Consider the following 18,847-nt stretch of genomic DNA (forward strand, 5'->3'; position numbering starts at 1 on the left):
TGGGGATGGTAAAGCCCGACAAGAGGCTCACGAAGCTCGTGCTCAAACTCACCAGCGCTGACTGGGAGAATACGAGCGCAAAGCAGTACGAGATTGCGAAGGAGATAGGGGTGTGGAGGGTATTCCTCAACGGCTACTCAAAGAGGGGCGTCGTGGTCTTTGACGAGGAAGTCCTCCCCAGGGAGGAGCTCCTGAAGAGGCTTGAAGACCTCAAGCCGGAGATAGTGACAGAAGAGAGCCTGATGGTTCAGGAGTTGATCGTGGGAAGTATGGGCTCGAACAATGTACTCGTTAACCATTAACTACTTCTACTTTTATTTTAGTCATATGCCGTTCTCTTTTGCATTGTAATTACATACATAAGCTCCTACACAAAAAGAATTTAACAATTGAATTCCTGAACTACTTTTAGAGTTTCCGTAAGTGGAGGTGACTCCGTTGCAGTTTCGGAAGAAGATAATCCTTACCCTAATAGTCGCAGTTATTGTAACACTTCTCATTGGCACCGCCACTGTTGGGTACTCAACGCTCAGAATGAGGGACAGCATTCACAAAACCCTTCAGGTTCAGCTCCAAGAGGTTCTGCCCAAGGAAATGGAGAAAAGCGTCCAGAAGCCGGTTACTGAAGAGGCAGGGACGATAGCCATAAGTGCGGCCGAGTTGGGGGCCAAGCTCTTCGACGACTACTTTGACAAAATGCGCATGATGGGGGATGTGGCCGTTCAGGACGTCCAGGAGGTATACTCAAGGCACGATGAAAGCGACCCTCAGTTCAAGGCGTTTCTGCTCAAGCGCTTCGAGATGGTAAGGAATCTTGACCCAAATGTGGCTTATGTTTACTTCGGAAGCACCACCGGCGGGATGTATATGTGGCCAGACGAGCCCCTTCCTGAGGGCTATGATCCGCGCGTGAGGCCCTGGTACAAGGAAGCGGTTTCGAAGAACGGCCCGGTGTGGACGGAGCCTTATAAGGATGCGTCAACAGGTAAATGGATAGTTACTTTCTCGGAACCTGTTTACATTAACGGCAAGTTTGTTGGTGTCATCGGCGTTGACGTTTTCGTCTCCACTCTGATAGATCAGGCCAAACAGATAAAGATAGGCCAGAGCGGATACATAGCGATTTCCAACAAGGACGGGACGATAATCGTCCATCCGGATGAGAGCCTCGTCCAGAAACTCAACATTCACGACGATCCAAATCTGGCAGACCTTGCAGGAGAGCTCGATAAGAACAAAGATACCGGCTGGGTCAGGTACACTTTCAAAGGTATTGACAAGATAGCGGGCTACAAGAGGATGAAAACTACCGGGTGGATAGTTCTGGCAACAGTCCCCATAAACGAGCTCACTGACCCAATGATGAAAGCTATAGAGGCATCCCTAAAAGAAAACACTGAAAAAGTGGCCAATGAGATAACCTCGGAAGTTAATTCAGGCATAAAAACGTCTTTCCTTGGCTCGATTCTCGCCGCGCTCTTCGGCCTGGTCGTCATGGGGATCGCCTACAGGAGCGTGAACAGCACACTAAAGCCCCTTGAACATCTCCGCGACGTGGCGCAGGCCTTGGCAGATGGAAAGTTGAGCGAGGTTAGAGAACGGCTTAAGAGGATACATTACCTAGAGGAGGACGAGATTGGGGCGCTCATAAAGGCCTTCGAAGCGGTAGGAAAGGATCTCGTTGGGACATTGGATACCATAGCGACCAAACTTGAGCGCTTGGCTGAGGGCGACCTGAGCAACGGTCTAAGCGTCGAGGCAAAGGGTGAACTCAAGGACGTTCTGGAGGATCTGAGAGACACGAGCCACAGACTCAAGGGGATTATCGGTGAGATCGTGGATATAACCAACGAGCTGGACAAGAGAACAAACGTGCTTGCTCAGATTGCAAGTGATGTTACTGAGGCTATCAACCAGGTGAATGAGGCTGTGCAGCAGGTGAGTATTGAGGCTCAGAGGCAGCAGGAGAATATTAATGAGATTACAGAGGGTGTTAGGTTAGTGGCTGACGTGAGTGAGGAGAGCGTTAGGGCGATGGAGGAGTTTGAGGGGGCTGTTAACGAGGTTGTTCACATTGCGGAAGAGGGCAGGGAGAAGGGTGAGGTTTCGGCACAGCAGATTCAGAGTATTCAGGAGATGATGGGTGAGATTGAGCATGCCGTCAGCAGGGTTAATGAGATGAGTAGGAGTATTGAGGAGATTACGAACGTTATTACAGGAATTGCCGAGCAGACGAACCTGCTTGCTCTCAACGCGGCTATTGAGGCTGCTAGAGCGGGTGAGGCTGGTAGGGGTTTTGCCGTCGTTGCCCAGGAGATCAGGAATCTGGCTGAGGAGAGTAAGAAGGCCGCGGACAACATTAAGGACATCATCGGGAAGATGACTGATGAGATTAGGGGTGCTGTTAGCGCCACGCAGAGGGGGGTGAGTGTTGTTGGGGAGTCCTCAGAGACTCTCAGGGAAACCACGGAGTACCTTACCAACATTGCCGAGCTGATCAGTGAGACTGGTTCCAGATTGGGTCACGTGAAGGAGCAGATTATTAGGACTCAGGAGGAGGTTGATAAGGCTCTCAAAGCACTTGAGAATCTTGCCGCCTCTGCTGAAGAAACTACTGCTTCGGCCGAGGAGGTTAGTTCGGCAGTTGAGGAGCAGACGGCAGCTATCGAGGAGCTGAAGAGAGCAGCCGAAGAACTCAAAAACATCGTTGGGAAGTTAAGGGGTATTATCAGTAGGTTCAAACTGTAAAAAAGAAAACTCAGTGGAGCTCTATCCTTACCCTCCCTTCTACCCCTTTTTCCAGCTCGAAGCTCACTATCCCGCTGAAGGAACTTAAATCGAGGACGTTCTTGCCTGCCCTGAGCTTGTAGGACTCGCTGAAGGCGTTCCCCGCGGGGAGCGAGAGGTCGTACTCGTGGACGGTGAGCACGTCGTCCCGCGTCATGTAGAACACCGCCCTCGGCTCGCGGTAGCCTTCGAGGGGGATTCCCCCGAAGGTCCCCGCACCCATGGACTTCGCCATAGAGGGGAGCGCCAGCGGGAGGGAGAAGCTCACGGCGGGCGGCCTCTCCTGGATGACCCTCTCGTCGAGAATCACGATGTCCCTTGTCCCGGTGTCGAAGGGCGTCGCTTCGGTGGCTCCGGTGTTGGGGGCACTGTTCGTTGCCACCAGAAGTTTCCCGTCCATCTTCTCGATGCTCGTTACCCTGGCACCGAGGACCCCGACTATCTTGACCATCGGGGGGGCAATGTACACCAAAACGCTCGGTCCCACCACCGTGTTCGTGGTTCTCCATCCGAACTCGTCCTCCCTCCTGTAAACCGCGTCGTGGTGGGCGTTGAAGGCAGTTAGGATGCCACCGCCGACGTTTATCGCGTTCACCCTGAAGGGCGCGTAGAAGGTGTAGAAGTCGAGGAGGCGGTAGAAGGTGAAGTCCTCACCCATCAGAGGGTTGCCCGCAAAGACGCCACCGCGCACGAAGGCGAAGGCCCTGTTGTAAGCTGAACCCATCGCCCCCAGCTCGGGCCTGATGTAGGGCCTTCCATCAACGCTATCGCCCGGTTTGAAGGCCTCCCACTTTCCGCTTATCAGATCAAGGGCCCTGAACTCCCTCAGTCCCTCTGTGAAGTTATTTCCTATCCCGAAGAAGGCCGTATCGTGAACCCTCGTCCCCTTGGAGGTGGGCTCGGTTATGAGGGGTTCGGCCTTCCCCGTCCTCCTGTCCAGGGAGTAGACGCCGAGGTTTTTTATGCCCATCTTCCCTCGCGAGCAGGAGCCTATCGTTGTAGGGGTCGTAGAGTATCTCGCTCACCTCCCCGGCCCAGTCGGTCTCGTGATGTATTGAGTCCTTCCACACGAGCCTTACGCTTCCTTCCTCCGTGTCGTAGGCGTGCACGTGGGAGTATTTGTTGTTGAAAAGTATTCTCCTGTCTTGCCTGTAGATAGCGGGCGCGTGAACCCAGCCGCCGAAGTATATGAACTCATCAACCGTTTCAACCGCGTTGTAGGTATCCCCACCGCTCGTGGGCCCTTCTCCGGGCAGGGTGAAATCGTAGGTCTTCTCTTCATTGCTCTTCACGTCGAGAAAATGTGCTTCCGCCTCGAAGGCGAGGGTGAAGTAGAGGACGCCGTTGTGATACCTCAGGCCGAAGATTCCGCCGCTGCCCCACTCGGGACCGTACCTTCCGGGAAAGCGATAACTGCGGAGGAGCATTCTATCACCACAGCCCATACGCTCTCGGCCCTTATTGGGTTTTCGGGAGGTTTTTATACTCCAAACCCCTAAACCGAAACATGAACGCCTACAGGGGACTGGCCATAATCTTCGGCTTCTACGCGCTGGGCGAGCTCCTCTCCCGCTCTCTCCCCGTGCCGGGTAGTGTCATGGGGATGCTCCTCCTGCTCGCGGCCCTCCTTGCCGGAATAGTGGAGCTCGAATGGGTCGAGAACGAGGCGGAGCTCTTCGTTAGGAACATGAGTGTCATGTTCATCCCTCCTGGCGTTGGCATAGTGACCTACCTTGGCCTGCTCAGGAGCCAGGCCCTTTCAATCTTCACCTCCCTCGTGGTCAGCTTCCTCGTGACGCTCATACTTACCGCCAAGACCGTCGAGTTCCTGCGGAGGGGAGAAAAATGAACCCCTACGGGATGGCCCTAACGCTGATACTGTTCTATGCCTTCTCAAGCCTTCACGCGAGAAGGAGGGCTTTCTACACGAACCCCGTCCTGCTTTCAATACTCTCCATCGCGGCGCTTTTGAAGCTCACGGGAATCGAGTACGGGCGCTACATGGAGAGTGCCGGCATTCTGAGCTTCCTTCTCGGACCGGCGGTGGTGAGTTTGGCGGTTCCCGTTTACAAGGGCAGGGAGACGATAAGGGCCTACGCGAGGGAGATAACTCTGGGCATAGTTGTCGGGGGGACCGTGGCAATGCTGAGCGCCTACTACACGGCGGGGCTCCTAGGGGGGAGCGAGGAAGTTCTCCTCAGCATAGCGCCCAAGAGCGTGACCACGGCGATAGCCATAGGCATCAGCGAGAAGGTGGGGGGAATTCCGGCCCTAACGGCGGTTCTCGTTATTTTAACTGGCCTCCTCGGCAACGCCCTGGGCCCCGAAATACTGAACGCCTCGAGGGTGAGGGACAGGATAGCCAGGGGGCTGGCGATGGGGGTTACGTCCCACGGTCTGGGCACGGCGAGGATAATACTCGAGGACGAGCTTGCCGGAGCCGTGAGCGGGCTGGCCATGGCCCTAAACGGCGTCTTCACTTCCGTCGTTCTGCCCTACATCCTCGGGCTCCTCAAATAGGTGTGCGCTGACGCGGAGCCTGTTCTTGCTGTCCAGGAAGAGCGTGAAGTCCCTCTTTACAATCCTGTCCTCGAGGGGAGCCTCCTTCACGAGAAACGCAATGACCTCCGCCGTGGTGTAGGGCACGTGGATACCCGCCCTATCGGCGGCATCGAAAAGCTTCTTTGGGACGTTGAGAACGTCCTCACCCCGCCTTACCTTAACGCTTATCCTTGAGTTTATCTGCTCCCAGAGGAGGAGGGTGTTCCGGGCCTTTTCGATTTTCTTCATGGCCCTGTGCTCGAGTATGCTGACGTTGGCCCTGCTCGTCCCCAAAAGTTCCGCTATCTCGCTCTGCTTGAGCCCCCTCGCCCTGAGCTTTAAAATCTTAATCTGCTGCTCCGTGAGGAACGTGTCCACTTTAAACACCATAATTTAACATGCTCTCAAAATTAAAAAGGTTTGCGTAATGCCGGTTCCGGGGCACCCAAAAGCTTTAAAACTTCTGACCCGTACCTTTGCCCATGTTAGGTGGTTGCTTTTGGCCTTGGTAAAGCCGACCTCTTCTTCCCTGTGTTAGTCTGGAGTTTCGTTTCCACTGGAACCGGAGGTGCTTTGAATGGACGACTTTAAGGTCACCCCATGGGACGTTGAGGGTGTTGTGGACTACAACAAGCTTATAGTAGAGTTTGGAACGAGTCCGCTGACGGACGAACTTATAGAGAAGACGGCAGAGCTCACGAAGAGCGAGCTACCGATATTCTTCAGGAGGAGGTTCTTCTTCTCCCACAGGGACTACGACAAGGTTCTGGCCGATTACGAGAGTGGTAGGGGCTTCTTCCTTTACACAGGGAGAGGTCCGAGCGGCCCGATGCACATAGGCCACATAATTCCGTTCTTCGCGACCAAGTGGCTCCAGGAGAACTTTGACGTCAACCTCTACATCCAGATAACCGACGACGAGAAGTTCCTCTTCAAGGAGAAGCTGAGCTTCGACGACACCAAGAGATGGGCCTATGACAACATCCTCGACATCATAGCGGTTGGCTTCGATCCGGACAAGACCTTCATCTTCCAGAACAGCGAGTTCACCAAGATTTACGAGATGGCCATTCCGATAGCCAAGAAGATAAACTACTCGATGGCGAGGGCGGTGTTCGGATTCACGGACCAGAGCAAGATCGGAATGATCTTCTACCCGGCAATACAGGCGGCGCCGACGTTCTTCGAGAAGAAGCGCTGTCTGATTCCAGCGGCCATTGACCAGGACCCCTACTGGAGGCTCCAGAGGGACTTCGCTGAAAGCCTCGGCTACTACAAGACCGCGGCCATACACAGCAAGTTCGTGCCCGGTTTGACCAGCATGGAGGGCAAGATGAGCGCGAGCAAGCCCGAAACGGCCGTCTACCTCACGGACGATCCCGAAGAGGCAGGCAAGAAGATATGGCGCTATGCCCTCACCGGCGGAAGGGCAACCGCGAAGGAGCAGCGCGAGAAAGGTGGAGAACCGGAGAAGTGCGTCGTCTTCAAGTGGTTCGAGATATTCTTTGAGGAAGATGACAAGAGGCTCATGGAGCGCTACCACGCCTGCAAGTCCGGCGAGCTCCTCTGCGGCCAGTGCAAGCGCGAGCTCATCGAGCGCGTTCAGAAGTTCCTCAAGGAGCACCAGGAGAGGAGGAAGGAGGCCGAAAAGAAGGTCGAGAAGTTCAAGTACACTGGAGAACTCGCGAGGGAGCAGTGGGATAAGGCTATTCCCGAGCCATTGAGAACTTAAAACTTGAAGTTACTCTAATTTATTCTCTTCTCAAATGTTCTTCATGTTTTCGAAACGTTTTTATTTTCTGACTTAGTAAAAGTTAGGATAGAGATACCCTTTGGAGGGGGTGAAGTTGAAGACAAAAGCGGCCGTTGCTCTTCTGGTTGCCCTTCTTGTTGTTGTCAGCGGGTGTATAGGTGGAGGAACGCAGGGAACAAGCACACCCTCGGCTACTTCGCACTCTCATGAACAATCCGGAACCCAGATTGAAGCACAACCCCAAACGAACCTGAAGACGGTGGATTTTTCGGAACTGGTCTCAAGGGCAATTCAACTTACATTGAATTCAACGGCCGTCGAGAAAGGCAATCTAACGATAGAATACGATGGGAAGAGGATACACGGTCGCTATGACTTCGTCATCACCAATCTGTCGGATGACATCTTGTATCTTTTTGTAATGGGACTTCCAGATGACCCAATGGCGTTAATCATGAACATGAGTGTCGAGGGTATCCCCATAAACTTCTCCCGCCTAAAAGGGTACAGGGCTGAGTTTGGAGAGATATACGGCGCCAAAATAAAGCCGAGTTACTTTATTGTATACGAGATCCCCGTGGATTCTTCCAAGACCTCAATAAAAGGTACAATCACGTACTCGCTAAAGTATCCTCTATTTCTCGACGACCCCTTACAGTATCCAGGCCCTCCAATTATGGGATTTTCCATGAGCTCCAGGTCCGCATGGTGGTCAAGCCTCACGTATTCACTGCCCGAGGGATACAGCTTTGTAGTCCCAGGTTACGGCGTCCTTACAGGCTCCGGGAAGATATCCGGCGATAAGTCTATGTATCTCCTCTACTGCTCGTTCATCCGGAGGGATGAGATAGTCTCGGAGAATTTCAGCGTTAGCGGCGTCAACGTCACCGTTTACTTGGCCTCCAGCCAGTACGTACCGGAGGAATGGAACACGATAATAGACCTCATAAAGCAATCTGTGGGTTTGTACTACAACATCACGGGTATTAGGCCCGTTAACAGCGTTAATATAGTGTTTAACCCCGACTTTATTCGCTCCTTTGAAGTACCAGAAACGGGCACTGTTCTCATTGGAGGAAGGGACAATATCAAAGTATTATATGAAAGAAAACCGAATAGCTTGCCCCATGAGCTTGCCCACCTCTGGTTTGGGGGTTATGTTGGCGAGGCCCCATTTAACGAGGGGTTCGCCACGTACTTTGAAACCTTGGCCATTCAGCGGTTTACCCCCTGGGGTGAGTTGTACATCAAAAGACAGGAGGATAACATCGAAAAATACGGAACGGTCAGCATCAACGAGGCTTTCAAGCTGGCGGAAACAGGCCAGCATGAGTTCAACATGAGTGTTGGCGTAGTCATTTACCAAAAATTTAACTTCTTCCTGCGCTCACTTCAGTACCTCCTCGGCGATAAGACGTTCTCAAAAGGAATCCATACTCTCCTCGAACGGTGCCATGGAAAGGAGTGCACCATCTTAGATGTCCAAAAAAGTTTTGAGAACGCGAGTGGGCAACAACTTAACTGGTTCTTTGATGAGTGGATCAACAGAACCGAACTGCCATATTACAACGTTACTCAGCTGGAAATCTCGGAGAACGGCGACGGATATAAGTTAACCTTCACCATAAGCGACGCCAACAACTTCACAATGCCAGTTCCGGTCAGGATTTACCTGGAAAACGGCGAATATTTGGACGAGAGAGTCTGGGTGAACGGTACTGCCACAGTAAGCCTTGAACTGCCGGATAAGCCAGTTAGGATCGTCATTGACCCCGAAGAGGTCATGGCAAACGTGAACAGAGAATTCAGAGTGAACGGCGTGGTCGTAAAGGTGGACTGACTTAAAACACTCCCCACTCCTCCTCGAACTCCTTCCCTCTCCTTTTCCAGCATTTATTATGGCACGGGCTTCGTTTCCACTGGAACTTCTGTTCATGTGTTCATGTATCCATTCGGTCAATCCCCCAAACTGCTGAAAATTTTTTCACACTCGACTGTCCCTCCATGTGCTCCCATCCCCATGACAGTTCATCCCGGCACCTATCGGGGGTTGTAGGTTCGCTTTTTTCGCGGGAAAAGGCCTATTAGGTCCGAAAAGCCTTCACACTGGAGGAGGTGGTCCAATGAGAAAGAGCGAAGCCCTTGCAGTTCTAATCGGAACCCAGATAGGTGCGGGGGTCCTCGGTTTGCCCTACGCGGCCAAGGAAGTGGGTTTAATCCCATCGCTTCTCGTGCTCACGGGGATAATGCTTCTCATGCTCTTCACGGCCAGAATCGTCCTCGATTTCTCGGCAAGGATGGGCGGAGCGCAGCTGAGCACCGTGGCCAGGAAAATGCTCGGGAGGGGCGGCGGCCTTTTAATGTTCGTCAGCATAACCTTCATGAGCTTCGGTGCCCTCCTTGCCTACATAGCGGGCATGGGAAGCGTGTTCGCGGGCCTCTTTGGGGTCGCTCCAAAAATCGGGGCCCTTATCTTCTGGGTCTTGGCATCTCTCATCATATACCTCGGCCTCGAGGCCAGCGGGAAGAGCGAGCTCGCCATGAGCCTCGCGATGCTCATCCTCTTCATGGCCGTTGGTGTAATGCTCCTCCCGAGGGGAAGGCTTGAGAACGCCACCTACTCGAGCGCATCGTCCCTCTGGAAGATTGTGGGCGTGTCAATATTCGCCCTCGGCTGCCACACGGTCATCCCCGACGTTTACAAGAGCCTCGGAAGCTACGGGGACACAAAGAGACTCCTCACCTGGGCCTTCGTCATACCCACCGCCATCTACGCGCTCTTTATGGCCTCCTTCCTCCTCGTCTTCGGGAAGGAAACGCCCCAGATAGCCACGCAGGCCCTGGAGAGCCTTTTCGGAAGGGCTGGCTTCCTCGTCGGCAACCTAATCCCCCTCTTCGCCATAACGACCAGCTACATCGGGATAGCCCTCGCCCAGCTCAGCAACGTTGAGGAGTACCTCGGCATGGACAGAAAGCTCGCGTGGGCAATAACCGTCCTCCCGCCCCTTTTGGTGTACCTCTCCGGCGTCGGCGACTTCGTGAGCGTTTTGGGACTGGCGGGGGACACGGGTGACCTGGTGGCCTTCATAGTGCTCCCCATAGTCCTCTACATAACCCACAGGCTCGGTTTCGCCACCCTTGAAGGGGAGGCCGAGGCCGGTTGAACTCTCTTTTCATTCTTCCCTTCCCGCCGGGGACGGTCCCTGCAAGCTTTTATACCATGCCCTCGAACATAGTGCGGTGTTGCAAAAATGGTCCGCCTCCCCTTCCGCGACGGTTTTTACGAGCTCCGCCCGAGCAAGATAGTGTGTCTTGGAAGGAACTACGCCGAGCACGCGAGGGAATTAGGCCACGAGGTTCCTAAGGAGCCTGTGGTATTCCTCAAGCCGCCGAGCGCCCTTATAGGTCCTGGAGACCCGATAATCCTCCCCAGGATGAGCAAGCACGTTGACCACGAGGTCGAGCTTGCAGTCATCATCGGAGAGAGGGCAAAGCGCGTTCCTGCCGAGAAGGCCATGGACTACGTCCTGGGCTACACTATCCTGCTCGACATAACCGCCCGCGACCTTCAGTGGGAGGCCAAGAAGAAGGGGCTCCCCTGGACGATAGCTAAGGGCTTCGACACATTCGCCCCCGTCGGGCCGAGGGTTGTCGATAAGCGCGAGTTGAAGATAGACGACCTTGAAATCGGCCTCAAGGTAAACGGCGAGGTGAAGCAGCTGGCAAGGACGAGCGAGATGATATTCAAAGTCCCGGATATAATCGAGTACGTCTCGGGTATAATGACCCTCGAGCCCGGAGACGTAATAGCTACCGGAACGCCGGCCGGTGTGGGCCCGCTGAGGCACGGCGACCACATTGAGGCCTGGATAGAGGGAATTGGGAAGGTTGAGTTCGACGTTCTGAGTGAGGGCTCGATACTCTGCTGACTACTCTTTTTTGTTTACGACCTTTGCTGGAAGTCTGGGGAAACTCACTCGACTAAGTAGGGATGAGCTTTAACTTCTGGATTAACTGGGCGAGTATTTTGGTCAAAAAATAAAAATGTCAAACCTCACTCCATCCTTTTTACGGCCCACGCGTAGCTGGCCACCGCGAATACCGCCATAACGACGCTCCACACCAGCACGTAGGTGAAGTCCCCCATGAGCTCCCCCGGCGGCCTCCCGTAGATGTCGGAGAGCCTCAGTACCTTCAGCGCCCTGCCGAGGGGGAAGTAGTGGGCTATCGGCCGCGCCCATCCCGGCAGTACGCTCTCGGGGATGACTATGCCAGCTAAGAACAGAAGGGGCATGGAGACGAGGTTTACAACGGCTGTCGTTGACCTCTCGCTCCTCGTGAGCATCGCTATGGCCAGTCCAAGGCCCATTGAGAACATGGCGGCCGTGAATATCACCAGCCAGCCGAAGGGGCTCGGGAAAAGCGTTGAGCCGAAAACCACCCTTGCGTAGGCTATTCCTATGAGTATGCTCACGGTTATGGTCGTGAACGTCGAGAGGCTCTTTCCAAGGAGAAAGTCCCAGGGAGTCGTTGGCGAGGCCGCTATCCTCCTGAGGGTGCCCTTGTCTATCTCCTCGAGCACGGAACCCCCCATCATGAGCATCGTGGCGAAGAGGAACTGTATCCCGATGAAGCTCGTCACGTAGAACTTTATCCCTCTCCCGGTCTCGGTGTGGATGCTCCTTTCCTCGAGCACTACGGGCTCGGCAGTCGCGAGGAAATACTCCTTAATATGCTCCTCCGAGACGTTGTACGTCTCAAAGTACTCCCTCGGGATATAGCCCATCATCAACTCCATCTTCCGCTCCCTGAACTCCCTCCCGACCTCGGAGAAGAAGCTCCTGATTATGGAGCTGACTATCTGGTAGTTCTGGGGGTCGGTTTTATCGAAATATACCAGGACCCTCCCCTGCAGTCCGGAGCTTATGTTGGCGTCAAAATCCGACGGAAAAAGGACGAGGGCTTTTATACTGCCGCGCTTCAACGCCCCAAGGCCCGCGGAAGCGTTGGGAAACTGCCTAACGTCGAAGAGGGATGCTCCGTTGAGGGTTGCGTTCTCCATAACTCCTATTATGAGGGTGGAAAAGTTCCCTTCTGGCTGGACGACGCCAACGTCCACAGTTACCGGCGAACCCGGGCCACCCCAGAGGCTTCCCATGAGCGTGACCCACATCAGGGGGAAGACGAATATCCAGAAAAGCACCATTTTCTCGCGCCTCGTCTCCCTCAGATCCTTGAGTACTATGCCCTTGATGGCCCGTGGGTTCATTCCAGTCCCCTCCCGGTAAGCTTTATGAAGACGTCCTCGAGCGTCGGCTCCTCAACTTTAATCTCCTTCACCCTGCTCCCGGCTTTCACAAGGATTTCCACTATTTCTGGCAAAGCCTCCCTTGGGTTTCTCACGCGAACCCTCACCTCGTCTCCCTTTTCAACGAATGGGTAGCCTATGCCTCCCAGCCCCTTCAAGAGCCCCCTGATCGTTATTATGCTCTCCTCCCCGATGAGCCTCTTCAGCTCATCGGGTGTTTCGGTCGCGATGACCTTCCCCTCGTTCATCACCGCCACTCTCTCGGCGAGTTCCTCGGCCTCCTCCATGTAGTGGGTCGCGAGGAGAACGGTCTTCCCCTCGTCCCTGAACCTCCGTATGATCTCCCAGAACTCCCGCCTCGACGGCACGTCCAGTCCCGTCGTCGGCTCGTCCAGAATCAAGAGTTCTGGTTCGTACAGGAGGGCAATCGCCAAGTTCAGGCGCCTCTTAAAACCGCCGCTCAGTTCCTTCGCCTTCTTTCTCTCGGGCAGGGAGAAAAGCTCGATGAGCTCCCCTATCCTCTCCCGGGAGGCGTTGTATAAGTCGGCGTAGAATTCGAGGTTCTCCCTCACCGTAAGCAGGTCGTAGGCTATGCTCTCCTGCGGGATGTAGCCTATGAGCCTCCTCGTTTCCCTTGAAAGGGACTTTCCGAACACCCTGACCTCGCCGGTGTTGTAGGCCAGCCCCTCCGCCAGAATCCTTATGAGGGTTGTTTTACCGGCCCCGTTTGGGCCGAGAAGGGCGAGTATCTCCCCCTCGCGAACTTCGAGGTCAAGGCCCTTCAGGGCCTCGAAGTCACCATAGCGTTTCCTAAGACCCTTTATCCTGAGCGCCATCATCATACTGCACCGTACATAAATTGGTGAAACTCCATAAAAGGCCCGCAGTTTCTCTGAAATTCAGAGTGATGAACTCTTTGAGGGATTTAAAAAAGAAGTAAAATACATTCACACCCTCTTCCCTTCCTTCACGTAAACGACTCTCGCCCCTATTTCCTTTGCGTGGTCGCTTATCCTCTCCAGGTGGCGCATTATGAGGGCCTCAACTGGAGAAGAGGCCGAGCTTTTCAGGTTCTCCAGTGATTGGATGTAGAGGTCGTCTATCCTGTTGTCTATCTCCAGGAGCTTTCCGGCCGAGACTTCATCGAGGTTCTCAAAGGCCTCTATTGCAGTTTTAACGGCCCCAACAGTCAGCTCAAAGCCCTCCCTGAGGAGCTCGCTCTCCTCGGCTCCGACTATCTTCGCAGTCCTCTCTATCTCCATGGCATAGCGCGAAATCCGGTAGAGGTCGTAGGAGACGTCTATCGAGCTCTGGATGAAGCGCAGATCACTGGCAACCGGTGAGTACCTCACGAGGAGCTCGGTTGCTATATCGAGAACCTCGTTCCTGAGAAGGTGGAGCTTGCTCGATATCTCCTCCGTTGAGTTGAACTCTCCCCCGAGACTGTTTCTAGCGTCCTTTAGGGAGTTGAGAGCCTCGTTCCCCATCTCGTTTATCAGCTTTTTGAGCTGTTCCTTACCAATATCAAGGAGTTTCCTCATGGTATCACCCCAGCGCTCCAGTAACGTACTTCTCAGTTAATTCATGCTCCGGGTTCTCGAAGACCTTTCTCGTTGGCCCAACTTCTATCAGCTCACCGAGGTAGAGGAAGGCAACGTAATCAGCTACCCTGGCAGCTTGAGCGGGCGAATGGGTGACTAGAACTATCGTGTAGTCCTCCTTGAGCTCAAGGAGGAGCTCCTCTATCTTGGCCGTTCCGACAGGGTCTATGTTGGCGGTTGGCTCGTCCATCAGAAGGACTTCTGGCTTCATAGCCAAAGCCCTCGCTATAACGAGCCTCTGCCTCTGTCCTCCGGAGAGGTTCCCTGGATAGTCGTTCAGCCTGTCCTTCACTTCATCCCAGAGCGCGGCCTTCTTCAAGGCCCACTCAACCCTTTCGTCGAGCTCTTCCTTAGACTTAACCAGTCCGTTCAGCTTGAGGCCTATCGCCACGTTGTCGTATATGGTCAGATGAGGGAAGGGGTTCGGGTACTGGAACACCATCCCAACCCTCTTCCTGACCTCTATCGGGTCAACGTCCTCCGAATAGATGTTCTCTCCGAAGAGCATTACCTCACCTTCAACCCTCGCATCTTCGTTCAGCTCTATCAGCCTGTTGAAAGTCCTCAGCATCGTGCTCTTTCCACAGCCGCTCGGCCCCATGAGCGCAAAGACGCCCTTGTTCGGGATTTTGATGTCAACGCCCTTTATCACGTGGTTCTGGCCGTAGTAAACGTTAAGGTTAACCGTCTCTATCGCGAAGTTCACAGTCTCACCTCCTTCAGGCTAAGGCGTATCGGGATGAATATCCCGAGGAAAATCGTGAGGAGAACCAGCGAGGCGCCCCAGGCGGTTGCATGATCCGCTGGATTCGGGCTCTGGACGAGCTGGTAGATGAGGAGCGGAACGGCACCGACGGGCTTGGTTATGGAGGATGGATAGCTCTCGTAAAGTCCTCCAGCGGTGAAGAGGAGCGGCGCTGTTTCTCCAGCGACTTTGGCCATTCCTATGAGGACGCCGGTCAAAATGCCGCGCTTCGCCATCGGTGCGAGTATTCTGAAGACAACCTTCGCTCTCGTAAGGCCAAGGGAAAAGCTTGCCTCCCTGTACGTTGACGGTATCTCCCTGAGGGCCTCGTGGGTGTAAACGGCCACGTAGGGAGTGAGGATTATCGCCAGCGCTAAGGCCCCAGCCAGGGCGGAGTAAGTCCCCATCGGAACGGCCACGACCTGCATCACGAAGACCCCGACCAGTATCGTCGGGAACTCTATCATTATCTGGAGCAGAGTCTTGGTCCACTGACCGAGGATGCTCTTAGGGTATTCGTAGGCGTAAACTCCGACGAGGAAAGCAACAGGAAGACCGAGGAGAGCAGAGAGGAACGTGAGGATGAAGGTTCCTGCTATGGCCGGACCTATTCCACCCTCGCTGAGCGTCCCCGTGAGGAATTTCGTCCCCCTCTCAGCTATCACCGGGAAGCCCTTGATCAGGACTGTGGCTATGATGTGGAACAGCGGCACGAATATCAAAATGGTGAGCGTACCGACACCTACAAAAAAGGCCTTCTCCTTCGTTTTTCGGTCAAATGCTGACATCTCTCCCACCTCTTGAGTATCTTGAGGCCGACCACATTCACGGCCAGGCCGATTACGAAGAGTATCAATCCGGCCGCGAAGAGCGTCGAGGTCATGTACTCGTAGATGAAGGCGTTGCCGAACTGGTTGGCTATTAGCGAAGAGACTGTGTATCCCGGTGCGAAGAGGGCCGTTGTCAGGTTGAACGTGTTCCCTATCACGAGGGAAACGGCGACCGTCTCACCTACGGCTCTTCCGAAGGCGAGGATCGTTCCCGAAACTATAGCTGGCTTTATGTATCCGAGGAGGACTTTGGTCGCCTCGTACCTTGTTGCCCCGAGGGAGTAGATTGCCTCTTTATATGTGAAGGGCACCATGTTGTAGGCCTCCCTTATTATGGCTGATGCAAAGGGAGTGACCATTATCGCCAGGAGAACTCCAGCCGAGAGGTAGCTGTATCCGCCAACAGGCGGGTAGGAGAAGAGCGGAATGAAGGAGAGGTGATCGTAAAGGGGCTGCATAACCCAGTCTCTCAGGAAAGGGACGAGGAAGAACGCTCCCCATACCCCGTAGATTATCGTCGGGAGGCCGGCCATTATGTCGGAGAGGACTATGAATGCGTTCTTCAGCCTCTTGGGTGCGTAGTCAACGACGAATACCGAATAGGCCACCGATAGGGGCAGGGCTATGAGGATTGCTATGAGGGATGTGTAGACGCTTCCCCATATAGCTGCTACTATTCCATAGACCTCTTTGCTCGGCTCCTCGGCCGCTTTCCAGACGTTCTTCAGGTAGAGGTCAAGGCCGTACCTGTGGAGCGCCGGCAGGGCGTTGGTGAAGTAAACGAAGAGCATCCCTGCGAACAGCAGGAAGACAAGGATAACCGCCGGATACGTGGCAATTTTGAACGACTCGACCTTCCTCAAGCCTCACTACCCTCTTCCGCCTTTTCCTTCCAGGAGAACTTTTCGTCTAATGTCCTCCGAAGGAAGCTTACGTTTGAGAGGACTGAATCCCTCCCGCTGTACCCCCTTATCTCCAGGACGGCTCTCTTGGCGTTTGTAAGCTTTATTGCCTGACCGGCATAGAAGAATCCTACCATACCCCCACCGAGCGGCCTGTGTTCATCTTTGGAGCCGTTGTTGTCGTGAATGTGAAGGTGGCTTGTGTACGGGAAGAGTACGTTAAACTCGTCCATCTTGAGTCCCGAATGCATCGAAGTCAGGAACGCGTGCCCAATGTCAAAGCACAGCTCAAACCCCTCACTCACAAAGGAGAGAAGTTCATGGGGAAGCGCCCCGATTCTCCCCTCAAAGAGATTCTCAACGACGAGCTTTACTCCACTGTCCTCCGCTATGGACTTTAGCTCCCTCAGGTGCTTCAGAGTGTTCACGTAGGCCTTCGTGTAGCTCTTCCCGATGTCCCCTCCGTGCACGACGATGACCTCTGCGCCAAGATGGTTCGCAATTCTGATTACTTTCTCCATTCTCTTTACCGGCTCTTTTCCATAGACTCCGAGGTCTAGGGGGAGGTTCTTCCCGTCGGCAGTCGGCGCGTGAAGTGTAAACTCCACTCCAAGGCCCTCAAGGTCTTTGAAGGTTCCCTGTTGTATCTCCCCGTTTTCAACGAGGCCAGCATCGTCAAAGCCAAGCTCGATGAAGTCCACACGAAGGTCGTCTAAGGAAAATCCCTTTCCGCTGATTTCTCTGACGATGTAGGAGTTGACGCCGAGCTTCATCGTTCTCACCCATACAAAGGAAAGAAAAGGGGCTTCATTCGGTCTCTATCATGTCCAGGGCCTTGAGGCCTATCTGGGCGACCTCCTTGGGCAGACCCACGTAGCCAGGCGCGAGGTTTTCTGACTTCTGCCCTTCTGTCAGAACCCACTTAAGGAAGTCCTTGATGGCCTGGGCCTCTTCTTTGCTGTAGTGCTTTCCACCCTTGTTCTGCCAGACGAGGAGGTGGGTGAAGGCCACTATTGGATAGGAGTTCTCTCCTGGGGCGTTGAGGAGCTGTTCGAGATCCTCCTTGTAACCCTCGGTTGGGCCGGGTATGAAAGCCTTAACGCCCGCGACGGCGGCCTTTATCGCATCATCTGTGGGCTTAACGAAGTTTCCAGCCTTGTTCTTGAGAGCTACAACCTTGAGGTTCTCCTCTATGGCGAAGGAGAGCTCGGTGTAGGCTATGCTGTACTTGGTGCTCTTCAGGGCCTGGACAACTCCCGGGTTGCCCTTTCCACCGATGCCCCTGCCGACCTTGTCAACGGGCCAGTCAACGGTCTTTCCTGCTCCAACTCTGTCGGCCCACTCCTTGCTGACGAGGCTCAGGTAGGTGGTGAAGATGGCCGTCGTTCCGCTCGAGTCGCTCCTGTGGACGACTATGATCTTCTCGTGGGGGAGGTTCGCGCTGGGGTTGAGGGCCTTGATAGCTGGATCGTCCCAGTACTCTATCTCGCCCATGAATATCTTGGCGAGGGTTTCCCCATCGAGCTTGAGCTCGTCAACGCCCGGCACGTTGAAGGCAACGACAACCGCACCAACGATTTCAGGGAACTGAAGGGGCTGGTCACCAGTTGCGAGGAACTTCTTCCATGTGGACTCCTTAACCGGTGGATCACTCCTGCCTATGTGAGTTAGGCCCTTAAGGAAGGCATCCTGCCCGTGTCCGCTTCCGCCGCCCTCGTACTCGATCTTGACGTTGGGGTGGCTTTTCATGTAGACTTCAATCCACTTCTGTACTTGGTACTGAGGGAAAGTAGCCCCGGTGGTGCGAAGGGTTACCACCTTGGCCTGAGAGGTGCTCTGGCTTGAAGCCTGTGCCGTGCTGGACGGGTTTGAGCTCGTACCAGCGCCTTTTTCTCCAGATATACAGCCGCTTGCCGCCAGGGAAAGCCCCAATATTAGGACGATAAACACCGAGAGGACCTTCTTCATTGGGTTCACCGATGATTAGAAGAAGATCAAGAAATATAAAGATTGCCGCAATAAAATATATCCTGATGGTAAATCTATATAGATATGGGTTCTCTATTCCACAACATAGGTGTGCACCATCAGTCCTCCGTGACCGATGAGCCTGTGGTGCTTTATCTCGAAGCCGGTCTCGGTTATCGCCTTCTCTATCGCCCTCTTCTCCGTGGTTATGAAGACCCCGCGCTTTTCGAGGACTTTGGCGAGCTCGCCGAAGAAAGCCGAGTACAGCCCCGGTATCATGCTCTTCCTTCCTATCTTCAGGCCGTAGGGGAGGTTGCTAACCGCGAAATCAACGCTCTCGACGTGCTCACTCAGCTTTGTGGCGTCGCCCTGGATGAACTCAATCTTATCTATCACTCCAGCCGCCAGGGCG

17 protein-coding genes and 2 pseudogenes are annotated in these 18,847 nt (G+C 54.2%); 8 read left to right on the forward strand and 11 right to left on the reverse strand.

Translation table 11 applies throughout. The annotated features are described in order from the left end of the window. Positions 1–5: 5 nt before the first annotated feature. Both PFER_RS07150 and PFER_RS07155 read left to right on the forward strand, forming a co-directional pair. A complete protein-coding gene (locus tag PFER_RS07150; protein WP_048150449.1) occupies positions 6–302 on the forward strand; it encodes a DUF3213 domain-containing protein in 297 nt (98 codons plus the stop codon). A gap of 136 nt (positions 303–438) precedes the next feature. After that, positions 439–2,748, forward strand: coding sequence for a methyl-accepting chemotaxis protein (locus PFER_RS07155; RefSeq protein ID WP_048150451.1), 2,310 nt, complete (start codon positions 439–441; stop codon positions 2,746–2,748). Between the two features lie 10 nt (positions 2,749–2,758). Here the strand turns inward: PFER_RS07155 and PFER_RS07160 are convergent. Beyond that, positions 2,759–4,214 (reverse strand): annotated as a pseudogene (locus PFER_RS07160) (DUF2139 domain-containing protein). A gap of 80 nt (positions 4,215–4,294) precedes the next feature. Between PFER_RS07160 and PFER_RS07165 the strand changes: the two are divergent. Next, positions 4,295–4,636 carry a CidA/LrgA family protein gene (locus PFER_RS07165; protein WP_048150454.1) on the forward strand — a complete coding sequence of 114 codons (342 nt, stop codon included), beginning with the start codon at positions 4,295–4,297 and terminating at the stop codon, positions 4,634–4,636. After that, positions 4,633–5,307: a CidB/LrgB family autolysis modulator gene (locus PFER_RS07170; RefSeq protein WP_048150456.1), complete on the forward strand. Its 675-nt coding sequence runs from the start codon at positions 4,633–4,635 to the stop codon at positions 5,305–5,307. The genes PFER_RS07165 and PFER_RS07170 overlap by 4 nt, the downstream gene beginning before the upstream one ends. Here PFER_RS07170 and PFER_RS07175 read toward each other — a convergent pair. Then, positions 5,251–5,718 (reverse strand): Tfx family DNA-binding protein, encoded by a 468-nt coding sequence (locus PFER_RS07175; RefSeq protein WP_048150459.1) that lies wholly within the window; start codon positions 5,716–5,718, stop codon positions 5,251–5,253. The two genes, PFER_RS07170 and PFER_RS07175, sit on opposite strands and share 57 nt — an antisense overlap. A gap of 187 nt (positions 5,719–5,905) precedes the next feature. On the opposite strand from PFER_RS07175, the gene PFER_RS07180 reads away from it, so the two are divergent. From PFER_RS07180 to PFER_RS07195, 4 genes are all read left to right on the forward strand, one after another. Beyond that, positions 5,906–7,060, forward strand: coding sequence for a tryptophan--tRNA ligase (locus PFER_RS07180; protein ID WP_048150462.1), 1,155 nt, complete (start codon positions 5,906–5,908; stop codon positions 7,058–7,060). A 109-nt stretch (positions 7,061–7,169) separates the two neighbouring features. After that, positions 7,170–8,921 (forward strand): M1 family aminopeptidase, encoded by a 1,752-nt coding sequence (locus PFER_RS07185; protein ID WP_157255149.1) that lies wholly within the window; start codon positions 7,170–7,172, stop codon positions 8,919–8,921. Positions 8,922–9,204: 283 nt separating this feature from the next. Further along, complete coding sequence (locus PFER_RS07190; protein ID WP_048150468.1) at positions 9,205–10,245, forward strand: aromatic amino acid transport family protein; 1,041 nt, start codon at positions 9,205–9,207, stop codon at positions 10,243–10,245. A gap of 87 nt (positions 10,246–10,332) precedes the next feature. Continuing rightward, on the forward strand, positions 10,333–11,010 hold the full coding sequence (locus PFER_RS07195; RefSeq protein ID WP_048150471.1) for a fumarylacetoacetate hydrolase family protein: 678 nt from the start codon (positions 10,333–10,335) through the stop codon (positions 11,008–11,010). Between the two features lie 125 nt (positions 11,011–11,135). On the opposite strand, the gene PFER_RS07200 is transcribed toward PFER_RS07195, so the two are convergent. The 9 genes and pseudogenes from PFER_RS07200 to PFER_RS07240 form a co-directional block, all read right to left on the reverse strand. Continuing rightward, a complete protein-coding gene (locus tag PFER_RS07200; protein ID WP_048150474.1) occupies positions 11,136–12,350 on the reverse strand; it encodes an ABC transporter permease in 1,215 nt (404 codons plus the stop codon). Next, positions 12,347–13,228: an ABC transporter ATP-binding protein gene (locus PFER_RS07205; protein WP_211255080.1), complete on the reverse strand. Its 882-nt coding sequence runs from the start codon at positions 13,226–13,228 to the stop codon at positions 12,347–12,349. The genes PFER_RS07200 and PFER_RS07205 overlap by 4 nt, the downstream gene beginning before the upstream one ends. A gap of 108 nt (positions 13,229–13,336) precedes the next feature. After that, a complete protein-coding gene (locus PFER_RS07210) occupies positions 13,337–13,930 on the reverse strand; it encodes a phosphate signaling complex PhoU family protein (RefSeq protein ID WP_048150480.1) in 594 nt (197 codons plus the stop codon). Between the two features lie 4 nt (positions 13,931–13,934). After that, complete coding sequence (locus PFER_RS07215) at positions 13,935–14,696, reverse strand: phosphate ABC transporter ATP-binding protein (protein ID WP_048150484.1); 762 nt, start codon at positions 14,694–14,696, stop codon at positions 13,935–13,937. After that, a complete protein-coding gene (gene pstA / locus PFER_RS07220; protein ID WP_048150488.1) occupies positions 14,693–15,523 on the reverse strand; it encodes a phosphate ABC transporter permease PstA in 831 nt (276 codons plus the stop codon). The genes PFER_RS07215 and pstA overlap by 4 nt, the downstream gene beginning before the upstream one ends. Then, positions 15,478–16,428 (reverse strand): phosphate ABC transporter permease subunit PstC, encoded by a 951-nt coding sequence (gene pstC, locus PFER_RS07225; RefSeq protein WP_048150491.1) that lies wholly within the window; start codon positions 16,426–16,428, stop codon positions 15,478–15,480. Before pstC ends, pstA begins: the two co-directional genes overlap by 46 nt. Continuing rightward, positions 16,425–17,240, reverse strand: a complete 816-nt coding sequence (locus PFER_RS07230; protein ID WP_048150494.1) for a sugar phosphate isomerase/epimerase family protein — start codon at positions 17,238–17,240, stop codon at positions 16,425–16,427. The genes pstC and PFER_RS07230 overlap by 4 nt, the downstream gene beginning before the upstream one ends. 34 nt (positions 17,241–17,274) lie before the next feature. Next, positions 17,275–18,435 carry a phosphate ABC transporter substrate-binding protein PstS gene (pstS, locus tag PFER_RS07235; protein ID WP_048150497.1) on the reverse strand — a complete coding sequence of 387 codons (1,161 nt, stop codon included), beginning with the start codon at positions 18,433–18,435 and terminating at the stop codon, positions 17,275–17,277. Positions 18,436–18,528: 93 nt separating this feature from the next. Then, positions 18,529–18,847: pseudogene (locus tag PFER_RS07240) on the reverse strand (tRNA (guanine(6)-N2)-methyltransferase); the annotation flags it as partial.

The organism is Palaeococcus ferrophilus DSM 13482 (assembly GCF_000966265.1).
GTDB classification, from domain to species: domain Archaea; phylum Methanobacteriota_B; class Thermococci; order Thermococcales; family Thermococcaceae; genus Palaeococcus; species Palaeococcus ferrophilus.

Bases quoted from the DNA above. Each gene is read 5' to 3' on its own strand.
- PFER_RS07205 (WP_211255080.1), bottom strand. From the start codon at position 13,228: ATGATGGCGCTCAGGATAAAGGGTCTTAGGAAACGCTATGGTGACTTC.
- PFER_RS07180 (WP_048150462.1), top strand. From the start codon at position 5,906: ATGGACGACTTTAAGGTCACCCCATGGGACGTTGAGGGTGTTGTGGAC.
- PFER_RS07190 (WP_048150468.1), top strand. From the start codon at position 9,205: ATGAGAAAGAGCGAAGCCCTTGCAGTTCTAATCGGAACCCAGATAGGT.
- PFER_RS07230 (WP_048150494.1), bottom strand. From the start codon at position 17,240: ATGAAGCTCGGCGTCAACTCCTACATCGTCAGAGAAATCAGCGGAAAG.
- PFER_RS07175 (WP_048150459.1), bottom strand. From the start codon at position 5,718: ATGGTGTTTAAAGTGGACACGTTCCTCACGGAGCAGCAGATTAAGATT.
- PFER_RS07200 (WP_048150474.1), bottom strand. From the start codon at position 12,350: ATGAACCCACGGGCCATCAAGGGCATAGTACTCAAGGATCTGAGGGAG.
- PFER_RS07165 (WP_048150454.1), top strand. From the start codon at position 4,295: ATGAACGCCTACAGGGGACTGGCCATAATCTTCGGCTTCTACGCGCTG.
- PFER_RS07195 (WP_048150471.1), top strand. From the start codon at position 10,333: ATGGTCCGCCTCCCCTTCCGCGACGGTTTTTACGAGCTCCGCCCGAGC.
- PFER_RS07170 (WP_048150456.1), top strand. From the start codon at position 4,633: ATGAACCCCTACGGGATGGCCCTAACGCTGATACTGTTCTATGCCTTC.
- pstS (WP_048150497.1), bottom strand. From the start codon at position 18,435: ATGAAGAAGGTCCTCTCGGTGTTTATCGTCCTAATATTGGGGCTTTCC.
- pstA (WP_048150488.1), bottom strand. From the start codon at position 15,523: ATGTCAGCATTTGACCGAAAAACGAAGGAGAAGGCCTTTTTTGTAGGT.
- PFER_RS07210 (WP_048150480.1), bottom strand. From the start codon at position 13,930: ATGAGGAAACTCCTTGATATTGGTAAGGAACAGCTCAAAAAGCTGATA.
- PFER_RS07150 (WP_048150449.1), top strand. From the start codon at position 6: ATGGTAAAGCCCGACAAGAGGCTCACGAAGCTCGTGCTCAAACTCACC.